The organism is Sphingomonas sp. FUKUSWIS1 (assembly GCF_000733135.1).
In the GTDB taxonomy this organism is placed as follows: domain Bacteria; phylum Pseudomonadota; class Alphaproteobacteria; order Sphingomonadales; family Sphingomonadaceae; genus Sphingomonas; species Sphingomonas aerolata.
In genome coordinates this window covers 1-20,565 of the sequence record NZ_JPJC01000175.1, presented here as the reverse complement: position 1 = coordinate 20,565, position 20,565 = coordinate 1, and the positions used below count along the sequence as shown (strand labels likewise).

The following is a 20,565-nucleotide window of genomic DNA, read 5'->3' as shown; positions in this document are numbered from 1 at the left end:
GCGGGAATGTCGTCGAACCCGACGATCGCGACGTCGTCGGGCACGATCCGCCCCGCCCCCGCCAGCACCCGCATCGCCGACAGCGCGATCAGGTCGCTCGCCGCGACGATCGCATCGAACGCGACCCCGCGCGCGAGCAACGCCTGCGCCGCGCGCGTGCCGTCTTCCTCGGTGGTGATCGCGTCGACCTGCAAGTGCGGATCGGCATGTAGGCCATGTTCCTCGAGCGCCGCGAGATAGCCGCGGTGGCGGTCGTAGAATTCCGGATAATGATCGGTCGCATCCCCCAGGAACGCGATCCGCGTCCGCCCCTGCGCGATCAGGTGCCGCGTCGCCTCCGCACCGCCCGCGACATTGTCGCACCCGACGGTCAGCCCGGGCTGGTCGTGCCGCACCGATCCCCAGCGGATGAAATGCGTCCCCTGCGCCACGAGGTGATCGAGCCGCGCTCGATAATCCGCATAATCGCCATAGCCGAGCAGGATCAGCCCGTCGGCGCGGTGGCTGTCCTCGTAATCGGTATGCCAGTCGGACGAGAAATTCTGGAACGAAACGAGCAGGTCATAGCCATGATCGGCACACGCCCCCATCATCGCGCCCAGCATGCCCAGGAAGAACGGATTGACCTCGGTCTCGTCGGGCGTCGGATCGCGGAACAGCAGCAGCGCGATCGTCCGCGTCTTGCCGCTGCGCAGGTTCGATGCACTGCGGTCGACGGTATAGTTCAGCTGCTTGGCGATCGCCTCGATCCGCTGCCGCGTCGCCGGGCTGACCGTCGGGCTGCCACGCAGCGCGCGCGACACGGTCGGCTGCGATACGCCCGCGGCCTGCGCGATGTCGAACGACGTGGATTTGCGCTGGGCACTCAAGACAGGGATCCTCTCGGGGGCGCTCGGACGGCGTCGCCGTCGCAATCATCACTCCAGTTTGCCCGCAACGTCAACGCATTGGCCCCCGCGATCCGTGGCAAATCGGCAACACGGCCGGAACGGCCGCACTGAATACGTATGTCGATTGATTGGCTTTCGCGGGGCGGAATTCCATTGGAACGCCACACACGGCCCACGGCGCGAAAGATGCAGCGGGGCTTTCAGGGGAGTTGAACATGACGACGTCCAAGCGTTTCCCGGCATCTGCCGCGCATCACCTTTTCACCCTATCGGCCAGCGGCACCGCGCTCGCCGTGGCGCTCTTCGCCGCGTCGGTCGCCGACGCGCAGGTCGCGACCGATCCCGCCCCGGCCTCCGCCGACAACACCGTGTCGAGCGCACCCTCTACGCCCGCCCCGACCGTCGCGACGCAGGACGCCACCGCCCCGAGCAGCGGCCCCGCAGCAGAGTCCAGCGACGACATCGTCGTCACCGGCTTCCGCGCCAGCCTGCGCTCGTCGATCGCGGTCAAGCGCAACCTCGACGTCGTCGCCGAGATCGTCTCGGCAGAGGATATCGGCCGCCTGCCCGACGTCTCGATCGCCGAGTCGCTCGCCCGCCTGCCCGGCGTCACCTCGCAGCGTACCGGCGGCCAGGCGTCGGCGATCAACATCCGCGGCCTCAGCCAGGATCTCGTCTCCGCCACGCTCAACGGCCGCGAACAGGTCGCGACCTCGGGCAACCGCGTCATCGAATTCGACCAGTATCCGTCCGAACTCATCAACCAGGCCGCGGTCTACAAGAGCCCCAAGGCCTCGCAGATCGAGGGCGGCGTCGCCGGCAAGGTCGAGCTCAGCACCGCGCGCCCGCTCAGCATTCCCGGCAAGACGCTCGTCAGCGTCAACGTTCGTGGCGTCTATAACGACCGCGCCGGCCAGAACCCCGACGCCAGCGAATTCGGCTATCGCGGCAGCGCCTCGATCCAGACCAAGCTGCTCGACGACACGCTCGGCCTCGCGGTCGGCTATGCCCGTCTGAAGCAGGCGAACGTCGCGACGCGCTTCGTCGGCTATGATTACACCGCGACCGGCCAGAACGGCAGCCCGGCGATCCGCGACCTCGACGGCAACGGCCGCGCCGACGCGATCGGCTATGGCTTCGAGGCGGTCCAGTCGGGCGGCAACGAGACCCGCGACGGCGTCCTCGGCAGCGTCCAGTATGAGCCGACCGACACGTTCCGCGTCCTGCTCGACGGCTATTATTCGCGCTTCAAGTCGGACGTGTTCCGCCGCGGCATCCGGGTCGAGAACCTGCAGCAGACCAGCAGCAACCTCACCGACCCGACCGTCATCGGCAACACGATCGTCGGCGGCAACGCCTCGGGCATCCGCACCCGCACGATCCAGCAGAACGAGAACCGCCTCGACAAGCTCTACACCTTCGGCGGCAACGTCCAGAAGGACATCGGCCAGCTCACGCTGACCGCCGACGGCTCCTATTCGCGCGCCTCGAGCTTCTTCAACAATTCGGGTCTCGACGACAACGGCAACACGACCGCGACGCCGACGACGCTCAGCTACAAGCTCGACGGTCTGAACGTCGGCTCGTTCTCGACCAACGCCAACTACACCGACCCGGCCGCGAACACGTTCGAGGGCTTCTACATCGTCCCGCAGAAGGACACCGACCGCCTCTATGCGTTCGCCGGCAGCGCGCTGCTCAAGATCGACGGTCCGTTCCTCAAGTCGTTCGAGGTCGGCGGCCGCTATGGCAACCGCAAGGCGGAGCGGACGATCACCAGCTTCAACGCGTTCAGCTTCGCTGCGCCCGTCACGCTGACCGGCTCGAATTCGACGACCGCGGGCTTCAAGGGCAAGTTCTCGTCCTTCCCCGACTTCATCGTCGCCGATATCGGCAGCATCTTCGACTCGCAGCTCGGGCCCGACCGCGTCGTCGACCAGACCCAGGCGTTCACGCAGGACCAGAGCTTCACGATCGACGAGAAGACCTATGCCGGCTACGGCCAGCTCAACTTCGACACGATCGCCGGCTCGCTGCCGTTCAAGGGCAATATCGGCCTGCGCGTCGTCCATACCGACCAGAGCTCGTCCTCGACGATCTCGGACGGCGGCACCGGTCGCTACCTCAACACCCGTGGTCGCAAGTTCACAGACTGGCTGCCCCAGGCGAACTTCATCCTCGGCCTGACCGAGAACGACCAGGCCCGCCTGTCGCTCTCGCGCCAGATCTCGCGTCCGCGCTTCTTCGACTTCCGCAACTCGATCAGCACCAACCTGGTCAGCATCGGCGGCACCGCGGCGCGGCTCGACGGGTCGGGCGGCAACCCCGCGCTCCAGCCGTTCCGCGCCAACCAGTTCGACGCCACCTATGAGCATTATTTCGGCAACAGCGGCTCGCTCGTGCTCGGCGCCTTCTACAAGGACGTCCGCAGCTTCGTGATCGGCGGCGTCATCCCGAACTACGACTTCGCCGCCAACGGCATCAGCACCCCGCCGCTCGCCGGGACCGGCTTCACCAGCGTCGTCACGACCGGCAATCTGTTCGCACCGATCAACGGCAATGGCGGCTATGTCTATGGTTTCGAAGGCGCCATCACCAAGACGTTCGACTTCCTGCCGGCGCCGTTCGACGGCCTCGGCGCGGTGCTCAACATCTCGTACAACCAGTCCGACGTCAGCATCACCAACGCGATCAGCGGCAACACGCTCTCGCTGTCGCTGCCCGGCCTGTCGAAGATCGTCTCCAACCCGACGCTCTTCTACGAGAAGAACGGCTTCCAGACGCGCGTTTCGATGCGCTACCGCTCGAAGTTCGTCGCCCCGCAGTTCGGCCTCAGCGAGCAGATCGTGACCAATGCCGCCGAGACCGTGTTCGACGCGCAGATGAGCTATGAATTCCCGCAGGGCAGCCCGCTCGCCGGGATGACGCTGCTCGCGCAGGCTAACAACCTGACCGACCAGCCGACCCGCTCCTATTTCGGCCAGACCGCACAGACGGGCACGCTGCAATATTTCGGGCGCCAGTTCTATCTGGGTGCAAGCTTCCGCTTCTAACGACCTGTAATACCGCCGTCCGCCCGGGGTCATCCCGGCGGACGGCGACCCGGCGCCGGTGGCGCCGTCACCGATTCCGGTGCGAAAAGGACATCCGATGATCAAGAGCGTCGCCACCATCCTGGCAGGGTTGCTCGCGCTCTCGCCCGCCATCGCAGACCCCGGCCCGGCATCGCGGGCCGCACGCAAGCCGGTACCGGCGACCGACTATCGCGCGCGGCTGCCGCAGGACGAGGTCATCTATTTCGTCCTCCCCGACCGGTTCGAGAATGCCGATCCCGCCAACGACCGCGGCGGCCTCACCGGCGATCGCCGCGTCACCGGCTTCGACCCGACCGCCAAGGGCTTCTACCACGGCGGCGACCTCAAGGGTCTGACCAAGCGCCTCGGCTATCTCCAGCAGCTCGGCGCGACCGCAATCTGGCTCGGCCCGATCTTCAAGAACAAGCCCGTCCAGGGCGCGCCCGGCAAGGAATCCGCTGGCTATCACGGCTACTGGATCACCGACTTCACGCAGGTCGACCCGCATCTCGGCACCAATGCCGACATGACCGCGCTCGTCACCGCGGCGCATGCGCGCGGGATGAAGGTCTATATGGACATCATCATCAACCATACCGCCGACGTGATCCAGTACCGCGAATGCACCGAGGGCACCCCCTGCGCCTATCGCGACCGCGCCAACTACCCCTATCAGCGCAAGCTCGGCCTGCGCGGCAAGGCGATAAACCCCGGCTTCGCGGGCGACGCCGTCCGCACGCCTGAGAACTTCGCGCGGCTGACCGACCCCGGCTTCGCCTACACGCCCTATGTCCCTGCGAAGGAACGGACCGTGAAGGTCCCCGCCTGGCTCAACGACCCGATCTATTACCACAACCGCGGCGACTCGACCTTCACCGACGAGAGCTCGACGATGGGCGACTTCTCCGGCCTCGACGATCTCGCGACCGAGAACCCCCGCGTCGTGTCGGGCATGATCGACATCTTCGGCGGCTGGATCGACCGGTTCAAGGTCGACGGCTTCCGCATCGACACCGCGCGCCACGTGAACCCCGAATTCTGGCAGGCCTTCACGCCCGCGATGCTCGACCGCGCCAGGGCGAACGGCATCCCCAATTTCCACATCTTCGGCGAGGTCGCCTATGGGACGATGGATCCGGGCTATCTCGCGCGCTTCACCCGCGTCGACAAGCTGCCCGCGGTGCTCGACTTCGGCTTCCGCTGGGGCGTGACCGACGTCGTCGCGGGCAACAAGGGCACGAACGAACTCGCCGCTTTGTTCGACGGCGACGCGCTCTACGAACACGGCGCCGACACCGCGATGATCCTGCCGACCTTCCTCGGCAATCACGACCAGGGCCGCTTCGCGCGCGACGTCCGCCGCCTCAACCCGAACGCGAGCGAGGCCGAGGTGCTGGCCCGCGTCAAGCTCGGCCATGCGATGCTGCTGACGCTGCGCGGCGTGCCGACCATCTATTCGGGCGACGAGCAGGGCTTTGCCGGCGACGGCGACGACCAGGACGCACGCGAGGACATGTTCGCCTCGAAGGTCGCGGTCTATAACGACAACCGCCTCGTCGGCACCGACGCGACCACCGCGACCCCCAGTTTCGGTACGACCCACCCGCTGTTCCGCCAGATCGCCCAGCTCGCGCGCCTCCGCGTCGCGCACCCGGCGCTGACCCGCGGCCGCACGCTCGTCCGCGCGCGCGGCGATACGCCCGGCCTGTTCGCGGTCTCGCGCTTCGATCCCGTTACCGGCGCCGAGATGCTCCTTGCGTACAACACCAGCGCAAAGCCGCTGACCAGCGCGATCCAGGTCGAGACTCGCTCGACCCGCTTCGATACGCTCGCCGGCGCTTGCCCCGCGCGCGCGACCGCCCCCGGCAGCGTCACGCTGACCATCCCCGCCTTTGGCTATGCGGTCTGCGCCGCGGAGACCCGCTGATGCCCGACGATACGAGCCTGCCCGTGCACCGACCCTGGTGGAAGGGCGCGGTCATCTACCAGATCTATCCGCGCAGCTTTGCGGATTCCAACGGCGACGGCATCGGCGACCTGCCCGGCATCACCCGCCATCTCGACTATGTCGCGAGCCTCGGCGTCGATGCGGTCTGGCTTTCGCCCTTCTTTACATCGCCGATGAAGGACTTCGGCTATGACGTTGCGAACTACCGCGATGTCGACCCGATCTTCGGCACGCTGGCCGATTTCGACACGCTGATCGCGCGCGCCCACGCGCTCGGGCTGAAGATCATCATCGACCAGGTCTACAGCCACACCTCGGACGAGCATCCCTGGTTCGTCGAGAGCCGTTCGTCGCGCACCAACCCCAAGGCGAACTGGTATGTCTGGGCCGACGCCAAGCCCGACGGCAGCCCGCCGTCCAACTGGCAGTCGGTCTTTGGCGGCCCCGCCTGGACCTGGGACGCGCGCCGTCGCCAATATTATCTGCACAATTTCCTGAAGGAACAGCCACAGCTCCACCTCCATGACGCGGACGTTCAGGACGAGATCGTCGACACCGCAAAATTCTGGCTCGACCGCGGCGTCGACGGCTTCCGTCTCGACGCGATCAACTTCGCGATGCACGACCCCGCGCTGACCGACAATCCGCCGGTCACCGACAACAGCCTGAAGACGCGCCCCTTCGACTTTCAGGCGCATGTCCATAACCAGAGCCATCCCGACATACCCGCCTTTCTCGAACGACTGCGGCGGCTGATCGACGGCTATGGCGACCGCTTCACCGTGGCCGAGGTCGGCGGCGCGGACAGCGACCGCGAGATGAAGCTGTTCACCCGTGGCCAGACCCGGCTCAACAGTGCCTATGGCTTCGACTTCCTCTACGCGTCGGACCTCCGCCCCAGCACCGTCGCCGACGCGATCACGCTCTGGCCGTCGGACGCGGAGATGGGCTGGCCGAGCTGGGCGTTCGAGAATCACGACGCCCCGCGCGCCGTCTCGCGCTGGATCGGCCCCGATCACCGCGACGCCTTCGCGCGGATGAAGATCGCGCTGCTTGTCTGCCTGCGCGGCAACATCTTCCTCTATTATGGCGAGGAACTGGGGCTCACCCAGGTCGAGGTGCCGTTCGACCAGCTCCAGGATCCCGAGGCGATCGCCAACTGGCCGCTGACGCTGTCGCGCGACGGCGCCCGCACGCCAATGCCGTGGCGGGCCGATGCGCCGCATGCGGGCTTCACCGATGCGTCGCCGTGGCTCCCGGTCGGTAACGACCATCCCGAGCTCGCGGTCGACCGGCAGGAGGGCGATCCCGACTCGCTGCTCGCGCTCACCCGCCGCCTGCTCGCGCTGCGCCGCGCGATCCCCGCGCTTGCGATCGGCGATCTGGTGCTGACCGAGGTCACCGACACGCTGCTCGCCTTCGAACGCCGTGACGGCGACCAGATCCTGCTCTGCGTCTTCAACATGGCCGCGACGCCCGTCGCGTGGAGCCCCGCTACCCCCGAACACTGGCGCGTCCGCGACAGCATCAACGACGCAACGATAGGACGACTGGGCGGCTATGCCGCGCTGATCGTCGAAAGGACCGGATCATGAAGACCCTCTCGCTCACACTTGCGACCCTGCTCGCGACGACCGCACCCGTGATGGCGCAGGATCAGGCCGCTCCCGCGGTCACGACGAACGAGACGATCAAGCCGCAGCCCGTCCCGACGATCCCCTCGGCGATCGCGACCTCCCCCGACGGCAGCATCGCGGTCACCGTCGCGACCGACGGCGAAGGCCATGCGACCTACAGCGTCACGCGCAAGGGCACGCTGATCGTCAAGCCGTCGCGGCTCGGCTTCCTCTTCACCGATGCGCCCAAGTTCGACCGGCATCTGAAGATCGAGACCGTCACCCGCGACAAGGCGGACTCGACCTGGACGCAGCCCTGGGGCGAGTGGAAGACGATCCGCGACAACCATAGCGAGATGCGCGTCCGCCTGCGCGAGACCGACCGGCTGCAGCGCGCGATCGACGTCGTGTTCCGGCTTCAGGACGACGGCATCGGCTTCCGCTACGTCTTCCCCGACCAGCCCAACTTCAAGACCGTCAACATCGCCGAGGAGCTGACGCAGTTCGCCTTTGCCGAGGACGCGACCGCCTGGTGGAAGCCCGGCTTCGAATGGAACCGCGAGGAATATCTCTACAACCGCACGCCGCTCGCCGATGTCGGCACCGCCGCGACGCCGATCACGCTGAAGCTCGCGGGCGGCACGCATGTCGCGCTGCACGAGGCCGCGCTGGTCGACTATGCCGGCATGAACGTCGCCAAGGTCGAGGGCAACACGCTGAAGGCGGTGCTGACCCCCGGCGCCGGCGCGCCCAAGGTCACGCGGACCGGCCCGTTCGCGACGCCCTGGCGCACGCTGATCCTCTCGGACGACGCGCCCGGCCTCTACATGAGCCATATCGAGCTCAATCTGAACGAGCCCAACAAGCTGGGCGACGTCAGCTGGGTCAAGCCCGGCAAGTTCGTCGGCGTGTGGTGGAACATGATCACCGGCAAGTGGAGCTGGGCGACCGGCCCCAATCACGGCGCCACCACCGCGCATGTGAAGACCTATATCGACTTCGCCAGCGCGAACAAAATCCCCGGCGTGCTCGTCGAGGGCTGGAATGTCGGCTGGGACGGCGACTGGTTCGGCGACGGCACCGCGATGCAGTTCGACACGCCGACCCCCGATTTCGACGCCGGCTATCTCGCCAAATACGCCAAGTCGAAGGGCGTCTATCTGATCGGTCATAACGAGACCGGCGGCTCGGCCAGCCATTATGACGGCCAGCTCGACCGCGCCTTCGCCTTTGCGCGTGATCACGGCATTCCCGCGATCAAGACCGGCTATGTCACCGACGCGGGCCAGATCGAACGCGTCGATCCCGACGGGTCGCAGCACCGCGAATGGCATGAGGGCCAGTGGATGGTGAACCACTATACCCGCGTCGTCACCACCGCCGCCAAGTACAAGGTGTCGATCGACAGCCACGAGCCCGTCAAGGACACCGGCCTGCGCCGCACCTATCCCAACTGGATCGCGCGCGAGGGCTCGCGCGGGATGGAATATAACAGCTGGGCCGGCAAGAACCCGCCCGAGCACGAGGCGAACCTCGCCTTCACGCGCATGCTCGAGGGGCCGATGGACTTCACCCCCGGCGTGCTCAGCCTCAAGGGCACCGACGACAGCGATCTCCTGTCGACGATCGCCAAGCAGCTCGCGCTCTACGTCGTGCTCTATTCGCCCGTCGTGATGGCGGCGGACACGCCGGAGAACTACGCGAAATATCCCGCCGCGTTCCAGTTCATCAAGGACGTGCCGACCGACTGGTCCGACACCCGCGTGCTCAACGGCGAGGTCGGCGACTTCGTCACCTTCGCGCGCAAGGACCGCAAGTCGAACGACTGGTATGTCGGCAGCGTCACCGACGAGAATGCCCGGACGCTCACCGTCGCGCTCGACTTCCTCGACGCCGGCCGGACCTACACCGCGCAGATCTACCGCGACGGCCCCGGCGCGGACTACAAGACGACCGCACGCCACGCGATCACGATCGAGACCAAGCGCGTCCGCAAGGGCGACACGCTGACGCTCGCGCTCGCGCCCGGCGGCGGTCAGGCGATCCGCTTCAAGGCACGCTGAACCGGAGGGACCGGCGCTGCCGTATCGCAGCGCCGGTTCCGTCCCCCGTCAGCGCCGCGATGGCGAGAGCGGCCCGCCAATCTCGATCGCCTTCTGATAGCCCGGCACCGCCTTCAGCCGCTCGAAATACGCGCTCACCTCCGGCTGGTCCCTGAGCAGCCCCGCGCTCTCCGCGGTCGCGAGCAAATACGACATCTGGATATCCGCCAGCGTCAGCTTCGCCCCCATCAGATACGGTCCCTCGCCAACCGCGTCGGCGATATACGCAAACGTCTTGGCGACCTCGGGCTCGGAGAATTTGCCGAGGCCTTCGGGCAGTCCGCCCATCATCTTGCCGATCACCGTCATCATGATCGGGAACGCCGCCGAACTCTCGACATAGTGCAGCCATTCGTCATGGATCGCCGCCTCGGGCGTGCCCTCGGGCGGGCTGAGCCGCGCGCCCCCGTACTTGCGATCGAGATAGGACAGGATCGACGCGCTCTCGGCGAGCGTCAGGTCATCGTCCTGCACGATCGGCGCCTTGCCCAGCGGATGCACCGCCTTCAGCGACGCAGGCGCACGGAAGCTCGCATCCCGCTCGTACCGGACCAGCTCATAGGGCAGCTGCAGCTCCTCCAGCAGCCACAAGATACGGAAAGACCGGGAGAAATTCAGGTGATGGACGGTCAGCATTGCGGGTCCTCGGATCGTGGTGATTATCGGATCGGCATGCGGAACGGGTCAGGCGGTTGGAAGGTTTCGCTGCCATGACCGGAATGCTCCGGAGACGGAGTCGATCATGCCGAACACCAGCCCAGATCTCAACGGCCCCGATCTCACCTGTGACGTAGCGATCATCGGCGCAGGCACCGCCGGTCTCGCGGCCGAGCGCAATGCACGGCGCAACGGCGCGCGCACGCTGCTGATCGACGAGACCTTCTCGGGCACCACCTGCGCCAGCGTCGGCTGCATGCCCTCCAAGCTGCTGATCGCCGCCGCCCACGCTGCGCATGCGGTCCGCCAGGCATCGGTCTTCGGAATCGCCGCCGAGCCGCGGATCGACGGGGCCGCGGTGATGGCGCGCGTCCAGCGCGAGCGCGACGCGTTCGTCGCGGGCGTCTGCGACTCGCTCGACAAGCTCCCCGACGGCGTAAAGGTCCAGGCCCGCGCGCGCTTCGTCGACGCGACCACGCTCCGCCTCGACGACGGCCGCACCGTGACCGCCAAGACCGTCGTGATCGCGACCGGGTCCTACCCGAACATCCCCGACAGTTTCGACGCAGTCCGCGACCGCGTGCTGACCAACGAGACGATCTTCGACCTGCCGACCTTGCCCGGCTCGGTCGGCGTGATCGGCGCCGGCCCGATCGGCCTCGAACTCGCCCAGGCGCTCGTCCGGCTTGGGGTCGAGACGATGGTGTTCGACCAGTCCCCCGGCCTCGCCGCGCTGAAGGACGAGAAGGTCTCGGCGGCGCTCCACGGTATCCTCGACAAGGAACTGCCGATCCATCTCGAAATGGAATTGAAGGCCGAACCCGACAGCGATGGCGTCCGGCTGTCCTGGTCGGGCGAGCAATCGGGATCCCGCCGCTTCGACTATCTGCTCGTCGCGACCGGCCGCCCGCCCCGGCTGAAGGGCCTCGGGCTAGAGACCACCGGGATCGCGCTCGACGATCACGGCACGCCGCTCTTCGACAGGACGACGATGCAGTGCGGCGACGCGCCGATCTTTATCGCCGGCGACGCGGATCACGACCGCACCGTGCTCGGCGAGGCGTCTGCCGAGGGGATGATTGCCGGCCGCAACGCCGCGCAGTTCCCCGACGTCACCCCCGGCCCGCGGATGGTCCCGCTCGCGATCATGTTCACCGACCCGACCGTCGCGGTGATCGGCGACATCACCCCCGACGACCAGGACGGCATCGTCATCGGCGAAGCCTCCTACGAGGATCAGGGTCGCGCCAAGGTCATGGCGCGCAACGCCGGGCTGATCCGCTTCTATGCGGAGGCGGGCACCGGCCGGCTCACCGGCGCGACGATGGCCGCCCCCGGGGTCGAGCACAGCGCGCACCTGATCGCCTGGGCGATCCAGCAGGGCCGCACCGCGACCGACCTGCTCGACATGCCCTTCTATCACCCGACGCTCGAGGAAGGGCTGAAGCCTGCACTCCGCGCGATCTGCAAGGCGGTCAGCGCGCCCGTTCCCGCCGACCGCGACGACGGCTTCACCGCGGGCGCCTGAGCCTCACTCGTCGAGGTCGAGATAGGCGACGACGTCGTTCTGGGTCGCGATGTACAGCCCTGCCTGGACCTCATCGCTCTGCTGCGCGGCGATCGCCAGCGCCTCGCCGAGCGGGCCGTAGAAAAGCGTCGTCGCCGCCCCGCCCTCGAGCGCATCGTCGAGATGATAGAGACGAACGCCGACGGCGGAGGAGATGGTACGCATCGCCCATCCCTGCCGCGCTGCGCCGCGCGGTGCAACCGCTGCGCGTTACAGGCCGGTCAGGACGCGATCCGCTCGAGCGCCTGCGCCTCGATCTTCTCCAGTTCCTCCAGCGTCTGCGCGATCGCCGCCTGCTGCTGCTGGAGGTCGTCGATCCGCTGGCGACAGCGTTCGGCAAGCGCACGCATCTGTTCGACATGCTGCGGATCCGCATCGTACAAAACGAGGAACTCCTCGATGTCGCGCAACGAGAATCCCAGCCGCTTGCCGCGCAGGATCAGCTGCATCCGCGCGACGTCGCGCCGCGTATAGACGCGCGTCGTGCCGATCCGGCACGGCTCGATCAGCCCCTTGTCCTCATAGAAACGCAGCGTCCGCGCGCTGACCCCCAGCGCCTGCGACACGTCCTGAATCCCGGTAAGATCGTCCTGCCGCTCGTTCACGGTGTCGCTCCCCTCTCCCCCGACGCCGCCCCGGCCGGCATTGCGCGTGCCAGCCTGGCCTCTTCCTCCGCGACAAGTTCCTTTTTGGATAGCTTGCCGATCAACGTCTTGGGCAGAGTGTCGCGGATTTCGACCTCGCGGGGAAGCTCGATCTTGCTGATCTTGTCGCGCAGAAAATCACGCAATTCCACAGGGGTTGCGACCGCACCTTCGACCAGCGTGACGAACGCCTTGGGCGCCTGTCCGCGATAGGCGTCGGCGACCCCGATCACCACCACCTCGGCGACTGCGGGGTGCTCGTACAGCGCCTCCTCGATCACCCGCGGATAGACATTGTAGCCGCCGCACAGGATCAGGTCCTTGATCCGGTCGACGATGAACAGATAGCCGTCCGCGTCGAGATGCCCGACGTCGCCGGTGCGCAGCGCCCCGTCCGCGAACAGCGCCGCGCTCGCTTCCGGCTTGTGCCAATACCCTTGCGTAACCTGCGGACCTCGCGCGCAAATCTCGCCATTCTCACCGACCGGCAGCAGCCGGGTCGGGTCCTCGCGGTCGCGGATCTCGATGATCGTGCCGGGAAAGGGCAGCCCCGCCGATCCCGGCTTGTTCAGCCCCTCGATTGGATTGCAGGTGATGATCGGCGAGGCCTCCGACAGGCCATAGCCCTCGACCAGCTTCGACCCCGTCGCCGCCTCGAACGCGGTACGCACCTCGGCGGGCAGCGGCGCGCCGCCCGAGATGCACGCATGGATCGACGACAGGTCGATCGGCTGCGTTTCCGCCGCCTTGGTGATCGCCGCATAGATGGTCGGCACCGCGGGGAAATAGGTCGGCTTGGTCCGCACGATCGTCTTGAGCAGCTGCTGCAGCTCGAACCGCGGCAACAGGATCATCTGCGCGCCCGCGCGGATCGAATAGGTCAGCACCGTCGTCAGCGCGAAGACATGGAACAGCGGCAGCGCCCCCATCACCCGGTCCTGCTCGGGCGTCTCGCCGCCGACGAACGTCATCATCGCGTCTGCGTTCGACACCAGATTGGCGTGGCTCAGCATCGCCGCCTTGGGCTCGCCGGTCGTCCCCCCGGTATATTGCAGCACCGCGACCTCGTCCGGCGTCACCGCGACCGGCGCGGGCGCGCCCTTTGCGCGCACCAGCGAGTCGAAGCTGCGATGCCGCGCGTCGTTCGGCGCGCGCGCAATCTCGGCGCGCTTGAAGATCCGGTAGGCGATCGACTTCAGCGTCGGCAACGCGCCCGCGATCGGGCAGGTGATGACATGCCGCAGCCCCGTCTCGCCCGCGACCTTCAGCACGCGCGCATGGATCTCGGTAATGTCGCAGGTCGCGATGATCTCCGCGCCCGAATCCTTCAGCAGGTGGCACAGCTCGCGCTCGACATAGAGCGGGTTGACGTTGACGACGATCCCGCCCGCCTTCAGCACCGCGAAGAACAGCACCGGATAATAAGGCGTGTTCGGCAGGCACAGCGCGACGCGCGTCCCCTTCACCACGCCCAGATCCTGCAGGCCCCGCGCCGCATGCGTGACCGCGTCGCCAAGCTCGGCATAGGTCATCGTCGACCCGAGGAAATCCAGCACCGTCCGCGACCCGAATCGGCGGACCGCCGTGTCGAGCATGTCGCCCAGCAAACGCGCTTCGCCTTCTAGCGGTACGCCGATCGCACGGCCGTCGGTGTCCAGCATCTCTCTCTCCTTTTCGGCGTGCGCTCTCGACTGATATTGTAGGCCGCATCACCTTGACGTATAGGAGAGGTATCGCACCTTAAGGGTAGCCCGCAAGTCTTAAGCGGACCGATTGCAATTGGAGAGGATCATCGTGACCAACGTCGTCATCGCCGGGTACGCCCGCTCGCCGTTCCACCTTGCCGGCAAGGGCGATCTCGCCCGCGTCCGCCCCGACGATCTCGCCGCGCAGACGATCCGCGGTCTGCTCGACAAGACCGGCGTCGATCCCGCCGCGATCGAGGACATCATCCTCGGCTGCGCCTTCCCCGAGGGCGAGCAGGGCCTGAACGTCGCGCGGATGATCGGCCTGCTCGCCGACCTGCCGCTGTCGGTCGGCGGCATGACGGTCAACCGCTTCTGCGGCTCGTCGATGAGCGCGATCCACATCGCGGTCGGCCAGATCAACATCGGCGCTGGCGACGCGTTCATCTGCGCCGGGCTCGAATCGATGAGCCGCGTGCCGATGGGCGGCTACAACCCGCTCCCCAACCCCGATCTCTTCAAGAAGAACGCCGGCGCGTACATGGGCATGGGTGAGACCGCCGAGAACGTCGCGCGCGATTATCAGATCACCCGCGCCGAGCAGGATGCGTTCGCGGTGAAGAGCCAGGACAAGGCCGCCGCCGCGCGCGCCGATGGTCGCCTGTCGGACGAGATCGTGACGATCCAGACCAAGGCCGGCCCGGTCAGCCAGGACGGTACGATCCGCGCCGGCACCACCACCGAGGCGCTCGCCGGCCTGAAGCCTGCGTTCAGCGCAGACGGCTCGGTCACCGCCGGCACCTCCTCGCCGCTGACCGACGGCGCCTCCGCCGTCCTCGTCACCTCGGAAGAGTTCGCGACGAGGTACGGCCTGACCATCCTCGCGCGCATCAAGTCAATCGCGGTCTCGGGTAACGAGCCGTCGACGATGGGCCTCGGCCCGATCTACGCCTCGCAAAAGGCGATGGAGCGCGCCGGCATCACCGTCGCCGACCTCGACGTGGTCGAGATCAACGAGGCGTTCGCCAGCCAGGCGATCGCCTGCATCCGCGACCTCGGGCTCAAGGACGAAACGATCAACCTCGATGGCGGCGCGATCGCGATCGGCCATCCGCTCGGCGCGACCGGCGCGCGCATCGTCGGCAAGGCCGCAGCCTTGCTCGCCCGCGAAGGTGGCCGCTACGCGCTCGCCACCCAGTGCATCGGCGGCGGTCAGGGCATCGCAACGGTGCTGGAGCGCGCATGATGGACAACGCCGTAAAGAAAGTCTGCGTCATCGGCGCGGGCGTGATGGGCGCCGGCATCGCCGCGCAGGTCGCAAACGCCGGCATCCCGGTCTTGCTGCTCGACATCGTCCCCCGCGAGGGTGACGATCGCGACGCGGTCGCCAAGGGCGCGGTCGCGAAGATGCTCAAGACCGACCCCGCCCCCTTCATGTCGAAGCGTGCGGCAAAGCTGGTCGAGACGGGCAATATCGACGACCATCTCGACCGCGTCGCCGATTGCGACTGGATCGTCGAGGCGATCGTCGAGCGGCTCGATACTAAGCAGGCGCTCTATGCCAAGCTCGAGGCGCTCAAGCGTCCGGGCACCGCGGTCTCGTCGAACACCTCGACGATCCCGCTCGGCCACCTCGTCGACGGCCGCTCGGACCAGTTCAAGGCCGACTTCCTCATCACGCACTTCTTCAACCCGCCGCGCTACATGCGGCTGGTCGAGATCGTCCGCGGTGAGCATACCGACGCCGCGGTCGCCGGGAAGGTCGAGGATTTCGTCGATCGCTTCATGGGCAAGCGCATCGTCCGCGCGAAGGACACGCCGGGCTTCATCGCCAACCGCATCGGCACCTACTGGCTGGCGATCGCGATCAACGCGGCGATGGATCAGGGGCTGACCGTCGAGGAGGCCGACCAGATCGGCGGCCGTCCGATGGGCGTGCCCAAGACCGGGATCTTCGGGCTCGTCGATCTCGTCGGCGTCGACCTGATGCCGCTGCTGTCGAAGAGCCTCTCGTCGACGCTCCCCGCGGGCGATCCCTATTTCGACACGGTCCGCGACATGCCGCTCGTCGACAGGATGATCGCGGAAGGGTGCACCGGCCGCAAGGGCAAGGGCGGCTTCTACCGCTTCGACAAGGCGACGCGCACCAAGCTCTCGCTCGACCTCGCGACCGGCGACTATCGCCCTGAGGCGAAGCCCGCCGAACTGCCCGGCAAGACCGGCAAGGATCTCGCCGCGCTGATCGCCGAGCCCGGCAGGATCGGCACCTATGCCTGGACGATCCTCGGCAACACGCTGGCCTATGCGGCGATGCTCGTCGGCAAGGCGGCGGACGATATCGTCGCGATCGATGACGCGATGAAGCTTGGGTACAACTGGAAATACGGGCCGTTCGAGCTGATCGACCGGATGGGCCCGGGCCTGCTCGCCCAGCGTCTCGCTGCCGAAGGCCGCGACGTGCCTGCGATCCTGACGACCGCGGGCGACCGCCCCTTCTACCGCGTCGAGAACGGCAACCGCCAGTATCTGACCGCCGACGGCGACTATGTCGACGTGCCGCGCGCCGACGGCGTCGAGCTGCTCGAGGACATCAAGCTCCGCTCGCAGCCCGTCCTGACCAACGCCTCGGCGTCGCTCTGGGACGTCGGCGACGGTGTCGCCGCGCTCGAATTCCACACCAAGATGAACGCGCTCGACGATCAGGTCATCGCGCTCATCGAGGAAGCGATCCCGGTCGTGCGCGAGCGCTTCAAGGCGCTGGTCGTCTATAACGAGGGTAGCAACTTCTCGGCCGGCGCCAATCTCGGCGCGGCGATGTTCGCGGTCGGTGCGGGCCTGTGGGACATGGTCGAGGCCAGCGTTTCGCGCGGCCAGCAGGCGTACAAGGCGCTGAAATACGCGCCCTTCCCCGTCGTCAGCGCGCCCGCAGGACTGGCGCTCGGCGGCGGCTGCGAGATGCTGCTCCATTCGGACGCGGTGCAGGCGCATGCCGAGACCTATGCCGGCCTCGTCGAATGCGGCGTCGGGTTGGTGCCCGGCTGGGGCGGCAATGGCGAGATGCTCGACCGCTGGACCAAGTCGCGCACGCTCCCCAACGGCCCGATGCCCGCGCTGACCAAGGTGTTCCAGGCGGTCTCCACCGCGCAGGTCGCCAAGTCGGCGGCGGAGGCGAAGGAGATGATGATCCTGCGCAAGGACGACGGCATCACGATGAACCGCGATCGCCTGCTCGCCGACGCCAAGGCGAAGGCGCTCGCGCTGGTCGAGGGCTATGTCGCCCCGGAGCCGCCGACCTTCCGTCTGGCGGGCGCGAGCGGTCGTACCGGTCTGTCGATGGCGGTGTCCGACTTCCACAAGAAGGGCATGGCGACCGACTATGACGTCGTCGTTGCCGACCGCCTCGCCGAGGTGCTGACCGGCGGCGAGGCCGACCTCGTCGACACCGTCACCGAAACGCAGCTCCTCGACCTCGAACGCGCCGCCTTCATGGCGAGCGTCAAGGACCAGCGCACCCAGGCGCGCGTCGTCCACATGCTGCAGACGGGCAAGCCGCTGCGGAACTGAACACCCGTCATCCCCGCGAAGGCGGGGACCCATAAGGGCTGACCTGCGTGCGTGATCGCGCCGTCAGCCCCTATGGGTTGCCGCCTCCGCGGGAATGACGGCCGTGACCCCGATGACCATGTTTTTAACCGCCCCGGATCCGTAAGAAGACTTGACTTGTCTTTGTACAAAACTAAGGGCGGAACGATTACTGCCGTATACGGCAACAAGGTCTCGCTTACGTCGCTGATCTTGCGAGACATTCACGATCGTACACATACGACGACCCCGGAACCTTAGGAGAGGATAGACGATGTCCCTGATGATGATCGCCGCGCTGCTCGCCGGCGCGCCCGCGACCGCCGATACCGTGGTCGGCCGCTGGCGGACCGAGACGCACAACGCCATCGTCGAGATCGCGCGCTGCGGCCCCTCGATCTGCGGCAAGATCCTGACCTCCGACGCGCTGCGCGCCAACCCGTCGATGAAGGACGCCAACAACAGTAACACCGCGCTGCGCAGCCGCCCGATCCAGGGCATGCAGATGCTCAGCGGCTTCAAGTCCGACAAGGACGGCGTCTGGAGCAGCGGCCAGGTCTACAATGCCGAGGACGGCAAGACCTATAGCGGCAAGATCACCCCGGTCGGCGCGAACCAGTTGAAGCTGCGCGGCTGCGTCTTCTTCCCGCTCTGCAAGACCCAGACCTGGACGCGCGTCCGCTGATCCTAGGTCCCTTTCATCTCCCCAAAAGTTAGCGTTCAGGAATTTTGTAAATGTCGTTTCGTACCAAGGCCCCGTTGCTGGCCGTGACCGCGCTCGTCTCCGCTTTCGGGTTCGCCAGCACCGCCTATGCCGACGCCTTCTATCTCCAGGCGCAGTCGGCGCGTGGCGCGGGCCGTGCATTCTCGGGCGAGGCCGCCGATACCGGCGCCGCGTCGCTCTGGTGGAACCCCGCCGCGATCGCCGGCATCCGCGACGGCAGCGCGACGCTCAGCGCCAGCGCGATCATCCCGCGCGGCGACGTGGTCGACACCGGATCGCAGATCTGCCGCCCGGGCGGCCAGCCCTGCACCGCGATCAGCGGCCAGTCGAACTCGAGCGACCCGGTCAACAAGGGCGTCGTCCCCTCGGGTGCGGTCGCCTATCCGCTGACCGACCGGATCGCGGTCGGCCTCGTCGTCACCTCGCCGTTCAGCTTCACGACCAACTATGACGCCGACAGCTGGGCCCGCTACAGCGCGGACAAGACCCGCCTGCGCACGATCGACATCCAGCCCTCGATCGGCGTCGAGCTGACCGACTGGCTCCGCGTCGGCGGTGCGCTCAACGTCGAATATACCGACGCGATCCTCAGCAACGCGCTGCCCAACGTGTCCGCAGCACAGCCTGACGGCCGCCAGGAACTGAGCGGCGACGGCTGGGATCTCGGCTGGACCGCGGGCGTCCAGCTCCACAACGACTTCGCCACCGTCGGCGTCACCTACAAGTCGAGCATCCGTCACAAGCTGAAGGGCGACCTCGTCGTCACCGGCCTGCTCGGCCCGCTCGCCGGCGGCAATACCGAAGTCTCGGGCGCGACCGCGGAGTTCAACACCCCCGGCCAGGTCATCGTCGCGGGCCGCGTCCGCGCCACCGACCAGCTGACGCTCAACGCCCAGGTCATCGCGTTCAACTGGAGCAAGTTCGACACGATCGATCTCGGCGCACCGCTCAACACGGCGATCCCGGAGAACTACCGCGACAGCTGGAGCCTCGCGGGCGGCCTCGACTATGACGTCACGCCCAAGCTGACCGTGCGTGGCGGTGTCCAGCGCACCAAGACGCCGACCCAGGACGGCCAGCGCGACGCGCGCGTTCCCGACGCCGATCGCTGGACCTATGCCGCCGGTGCCTCCTACCAGGTGACGCCGCGCATCGCGGTCGACGCCGCGGCGCAATATGTCGACTTCGAGAACACGACGATCGACCGCGCCACCTTGGTCGCGGGCAGCATCATCCGCACCAACGGCGCGCTCCGCGACGCCAGCGCGATCGTCACCTCGCTCGGCGCCCGCGTCTCGTTCTGACGCTAACCGCCCCTCCCCATATCGGGGAGGGGCACCCTATCCCTTCATCCGGATCGTCAGCCCGGACACCGCGAGATCGACCGTCTCGACCGCAGCCGCGACCCGCTGGTTGAGCATCCCGGCCAGATCGCGGAACCGCCGCGCCATCGCATTGTCGGGCACGATCCCCATCCCGACCTCGTTGGTGACCAGCACCAGCCGCCCCTCGATGCGACCGATCGCGTCCAGCAGCGCGGCGATCGCGGTATCCGCATCGGCCTCCGTCAGCATCAGGTTCGACGCCCACAAGGTCAGGCAGTCGACCAGTATCACCCCGTCCGGCGCATCCGCCTCGACGATCGCCGCCGCCAGCGCGAGCGGCGCCTCGACCGTCCGCCACCGTTCGTCCCGTTCCGAGCGATGCCGCGCGATCCGCTCGGTCATCTCGCCGTCGAAGGCCTGCGCGGTCGCGATATAGACCAGCGTGTGGCCACCTGCCGCCTCTGCTAAAGCCTGCGCATGGCGGCTCTTGCCCGAGCGCGCACCGCCGGTGACCAGCACCGTCTTTCCAAACCCCTGCACGACCGTCTCCTCCATCGCCTCTTGCGCTATCCCCGGCGAATGGCGAAGGCCAGCAGCAACGCCGCGGCATTGCCGGCGCAGGGGACGCATGTGCACGCGCTGATGGAACATGGCGGCCGGATCGACAGCGCGCAGGCGCTGTACCCGCACGCGCCGCGTCCCTGGCTCGACCTGTCGACCGGGATCAACCCCTGCGCGTGGGAGCCGCCCG

The 20,565-nt window shown here is 67.3% G+C and carries 15 protein-coding genes; 9 read left to right on the top strand and 6 right to left on the bottom strand.

All coding sequences use genetic code 11. The features are described from left to right. On the bottom strand, positions 1-869 hold an 869-nt coding region (locus sphsw_RS11130; RefSeq protein WP_042467072.1), incomplete at its 3' end, for a LacI family DNA-binding transcriptional regulator. A gap of 236 nt (positions 870-1,105) precedes the next feature. On the opposite strand from sphsw_RS11130, the gene sphsw_RS11125 reads away from it, so the two are divergent. The 4 genes from sphsw_RS11125 to sphsw_RS11110 all read left to right on the top strand — a co-directional run bounded on the left by sphsw_RS11125 (position 1,106) and on the right by sphsw_RS11110 (position 9,591). Beyond that, positions 1,106-3,943, top strand: coding sequence for a TonB-dependent receptor (locus sphsw_RS11125; protein ID WP_052380922.1), 2,838 nt, complete (start codon positions 1,106-1,108; stop codon positions 3,941-3,943). A 97-nt stretch (positions 3,944-4,040) separates the two neighbouring features. After that, positions 4,041-5,891: an alpha-amylase family glycosyl hydrolase gene (locus sphsw_RS11120; protein WP_031440682.1), complete on the top strand. Its 1,851-nt coding sequence runs from the start codon at positions 4,041-4,043 to the stop codon at positions 5,889-5,891. Continuing rightward, positions 5,891-7,507, top strand: a complete 1,617-nt coding sequence (locus sphsw_RS11115) for an alpha-glucosidase (RefSeq protein ID WP_031440681.1) — start codon at positions 5,891-5,893, stop codon at positions 7,505-7,507. Before sphsw_RS11120 ends, sphsw_RS11115 begins: the two co-directional genes overlap by 1 nt. Next, a complete protein-coding gene (locus sphsw_RS11110) occupies positions 7,504-9,591 on the top strand; it encodes a glycoside hydrolase family 97 protein (protein ID WP_031440680.1) in 2,088 nt (695 codons plus the stop codon). The genes sphsw_RS11115 and sphsw_RS11110 overlap by 4 nt, the downstream gene beginning before the upstream one ends. Positions 9,592-9,639: 48 nt before the next feature. Here the strand turns inward: sphsw_RS11110 and sphsw_RS11105 are convergent, their stop codons facing one another. After that, a complete protein-coding gene (locus tag sphsw_RS11105; protein ID WP_031440679.1) occupies positions 9,640-10,266 on the bottom strand; it encodes a glutathione S-transferase family protein in 627 nt (208 codons plus the stop codon). Positions 10,267-10,372: 106 nt separating this feature from the next. On the opposite strand from sphsw_RS11105, the gene sphsw_RS11100 reads away from it, so the two are divergent. Further along, positions 10,373-11,815 carry a dihydrolipoyl dehydrogenase gene (locus sphsw_RS11100; RefSeq protein ID WP_031440678.1) on the top strand — a complete coding sequence of 481 codons (1,443 nt, stop codon included), beginning with the start codon at positions 10,373-10,375 and terminating at the stop codon, positions 11,813-11,815. A gap of 3 nt (positions 11,816-11,818) precedes the next feature. On the opposite strand, the gene sphsw_RS11095 is transcribed toward sphsw_RS11100, so the two are convergent. From sphsw_RS11095 to sphsw_RS11085, 3 genes are read right to left on the bottom strand one after another with little or no spacing between them, the layout of a single operon-like run. Beyond that, positions 11,819-12,019, bottom strand: coding sequence for a hypothetical protein (locus tag sphsw_RS11095; protein WP_031440677.1), 201 nt, complete (start codon positions 12,017-12,019; stop codon positions 11,819-11,821). 56 nt (positions 12,020-12,075) lie between these two features. Then, on the bottom strand, positions 12,076-12,459 hold the full coding sequence (locus sphsw_RS11090; protein WP_031440676.1) for a MerR family transcriptional regulator: 384 nt from the start codon (positions 12,457-12,459) through the stop codon (positions 12,076-12,078). Continuing rightward, on the bottom strand, positions 12,456-14,159 hold the full coding sequence (locus sphsw_RS11085; protein ID WP_042467071.1) for a long-chain-fatty-acid--CoA ligase: 1,704 nt from the start codon (positions 14,157-14,159) through the stop codon (positions 12,456-12,458). Before sphsw_RS11085 ends, sphsw_RS11090 begins: the two co-directional genes overlap by 4 nt. A 133-nt stretch (positions 14,160-14,292) precedes the next feature. On the opposite strand from sphsw_RS11085, the gene sphsw_RS11080 reads away from it, so the two are divergent. The 4 genes from sphsw_RS11080 (at position 14,293) to sphsw_RS11065 (ending at position 19,793) form a co-directional block, all read left to right on the top strand. Next, positions 14,293-15,429, top strand: coding sequence for a thiolase family protein (locus tag sphsw_RS11080; protein WP_031440674.1), 1,137 nt, complete (start codon positions 14,293-14,295; stop codon positions 15,427-15,429). Then, positions 15,429-17,747 (top strand): 3-hydroxyacyl-CoA dehydrogenase/enoyl-CoA hydratase family protein, encoded by a 2,319-nt coding sequence (locus sphsw_RS11075; protein WP_031440673.1) that lies wholly within the window; start codon positions 15,429-15,431, stop codon positions 17,745-17,747. The genes sphsw_RS11080 and sphsw_RS11075 overlap by 1 nt, the downstream gene beginning before the upstream one ends. A 292-nt stretch (positions 17,748-18,039) precedes the next feature. Further along, entirely contained in the window at positions 18,040-18,450 is a 411-nt protein-coding gene (locus sphsw_RS11070; RefSeq protein ID WP_031395134.1) for a DUF2147 domain-containing protein, read from the top strand. A 50-nt stretch (positions 18,451-18,500) separates the two neighbouring features. After that, on the top strand, positions 18,501-19,793 hold the full coding sequence (locus sphsw_RS11065) for an OmpP1/FadL family transporter (RefSeq protein ID WP_031440672.1): 1,293 nt from the start codon (positions 18,501-18,503) through the stop codon (positions 19,791-19,793). Positions 19,794-19,829: 36 nt separating this feature from the next. Here sphsw_RS11065 and cobU read toward each other — a convergent pair whose 3' ends face one another. Beyond that, positions 19,830-20,369 (bottom strand): bifunctional adenosylcobinamide kinase/adenosylcobinamide-phosphate guanylyltransferase, encoded by a 540-nt coding sequence (gene cobU / locus sphsw_RS11060; protein ID WP_200874034.1) that lies wholly within the window; start codon positions 20,367-20,369, stop codon positions 19,830-19,832. Positions 20,370-20,565: the final 196 nt, after the last annotated feature.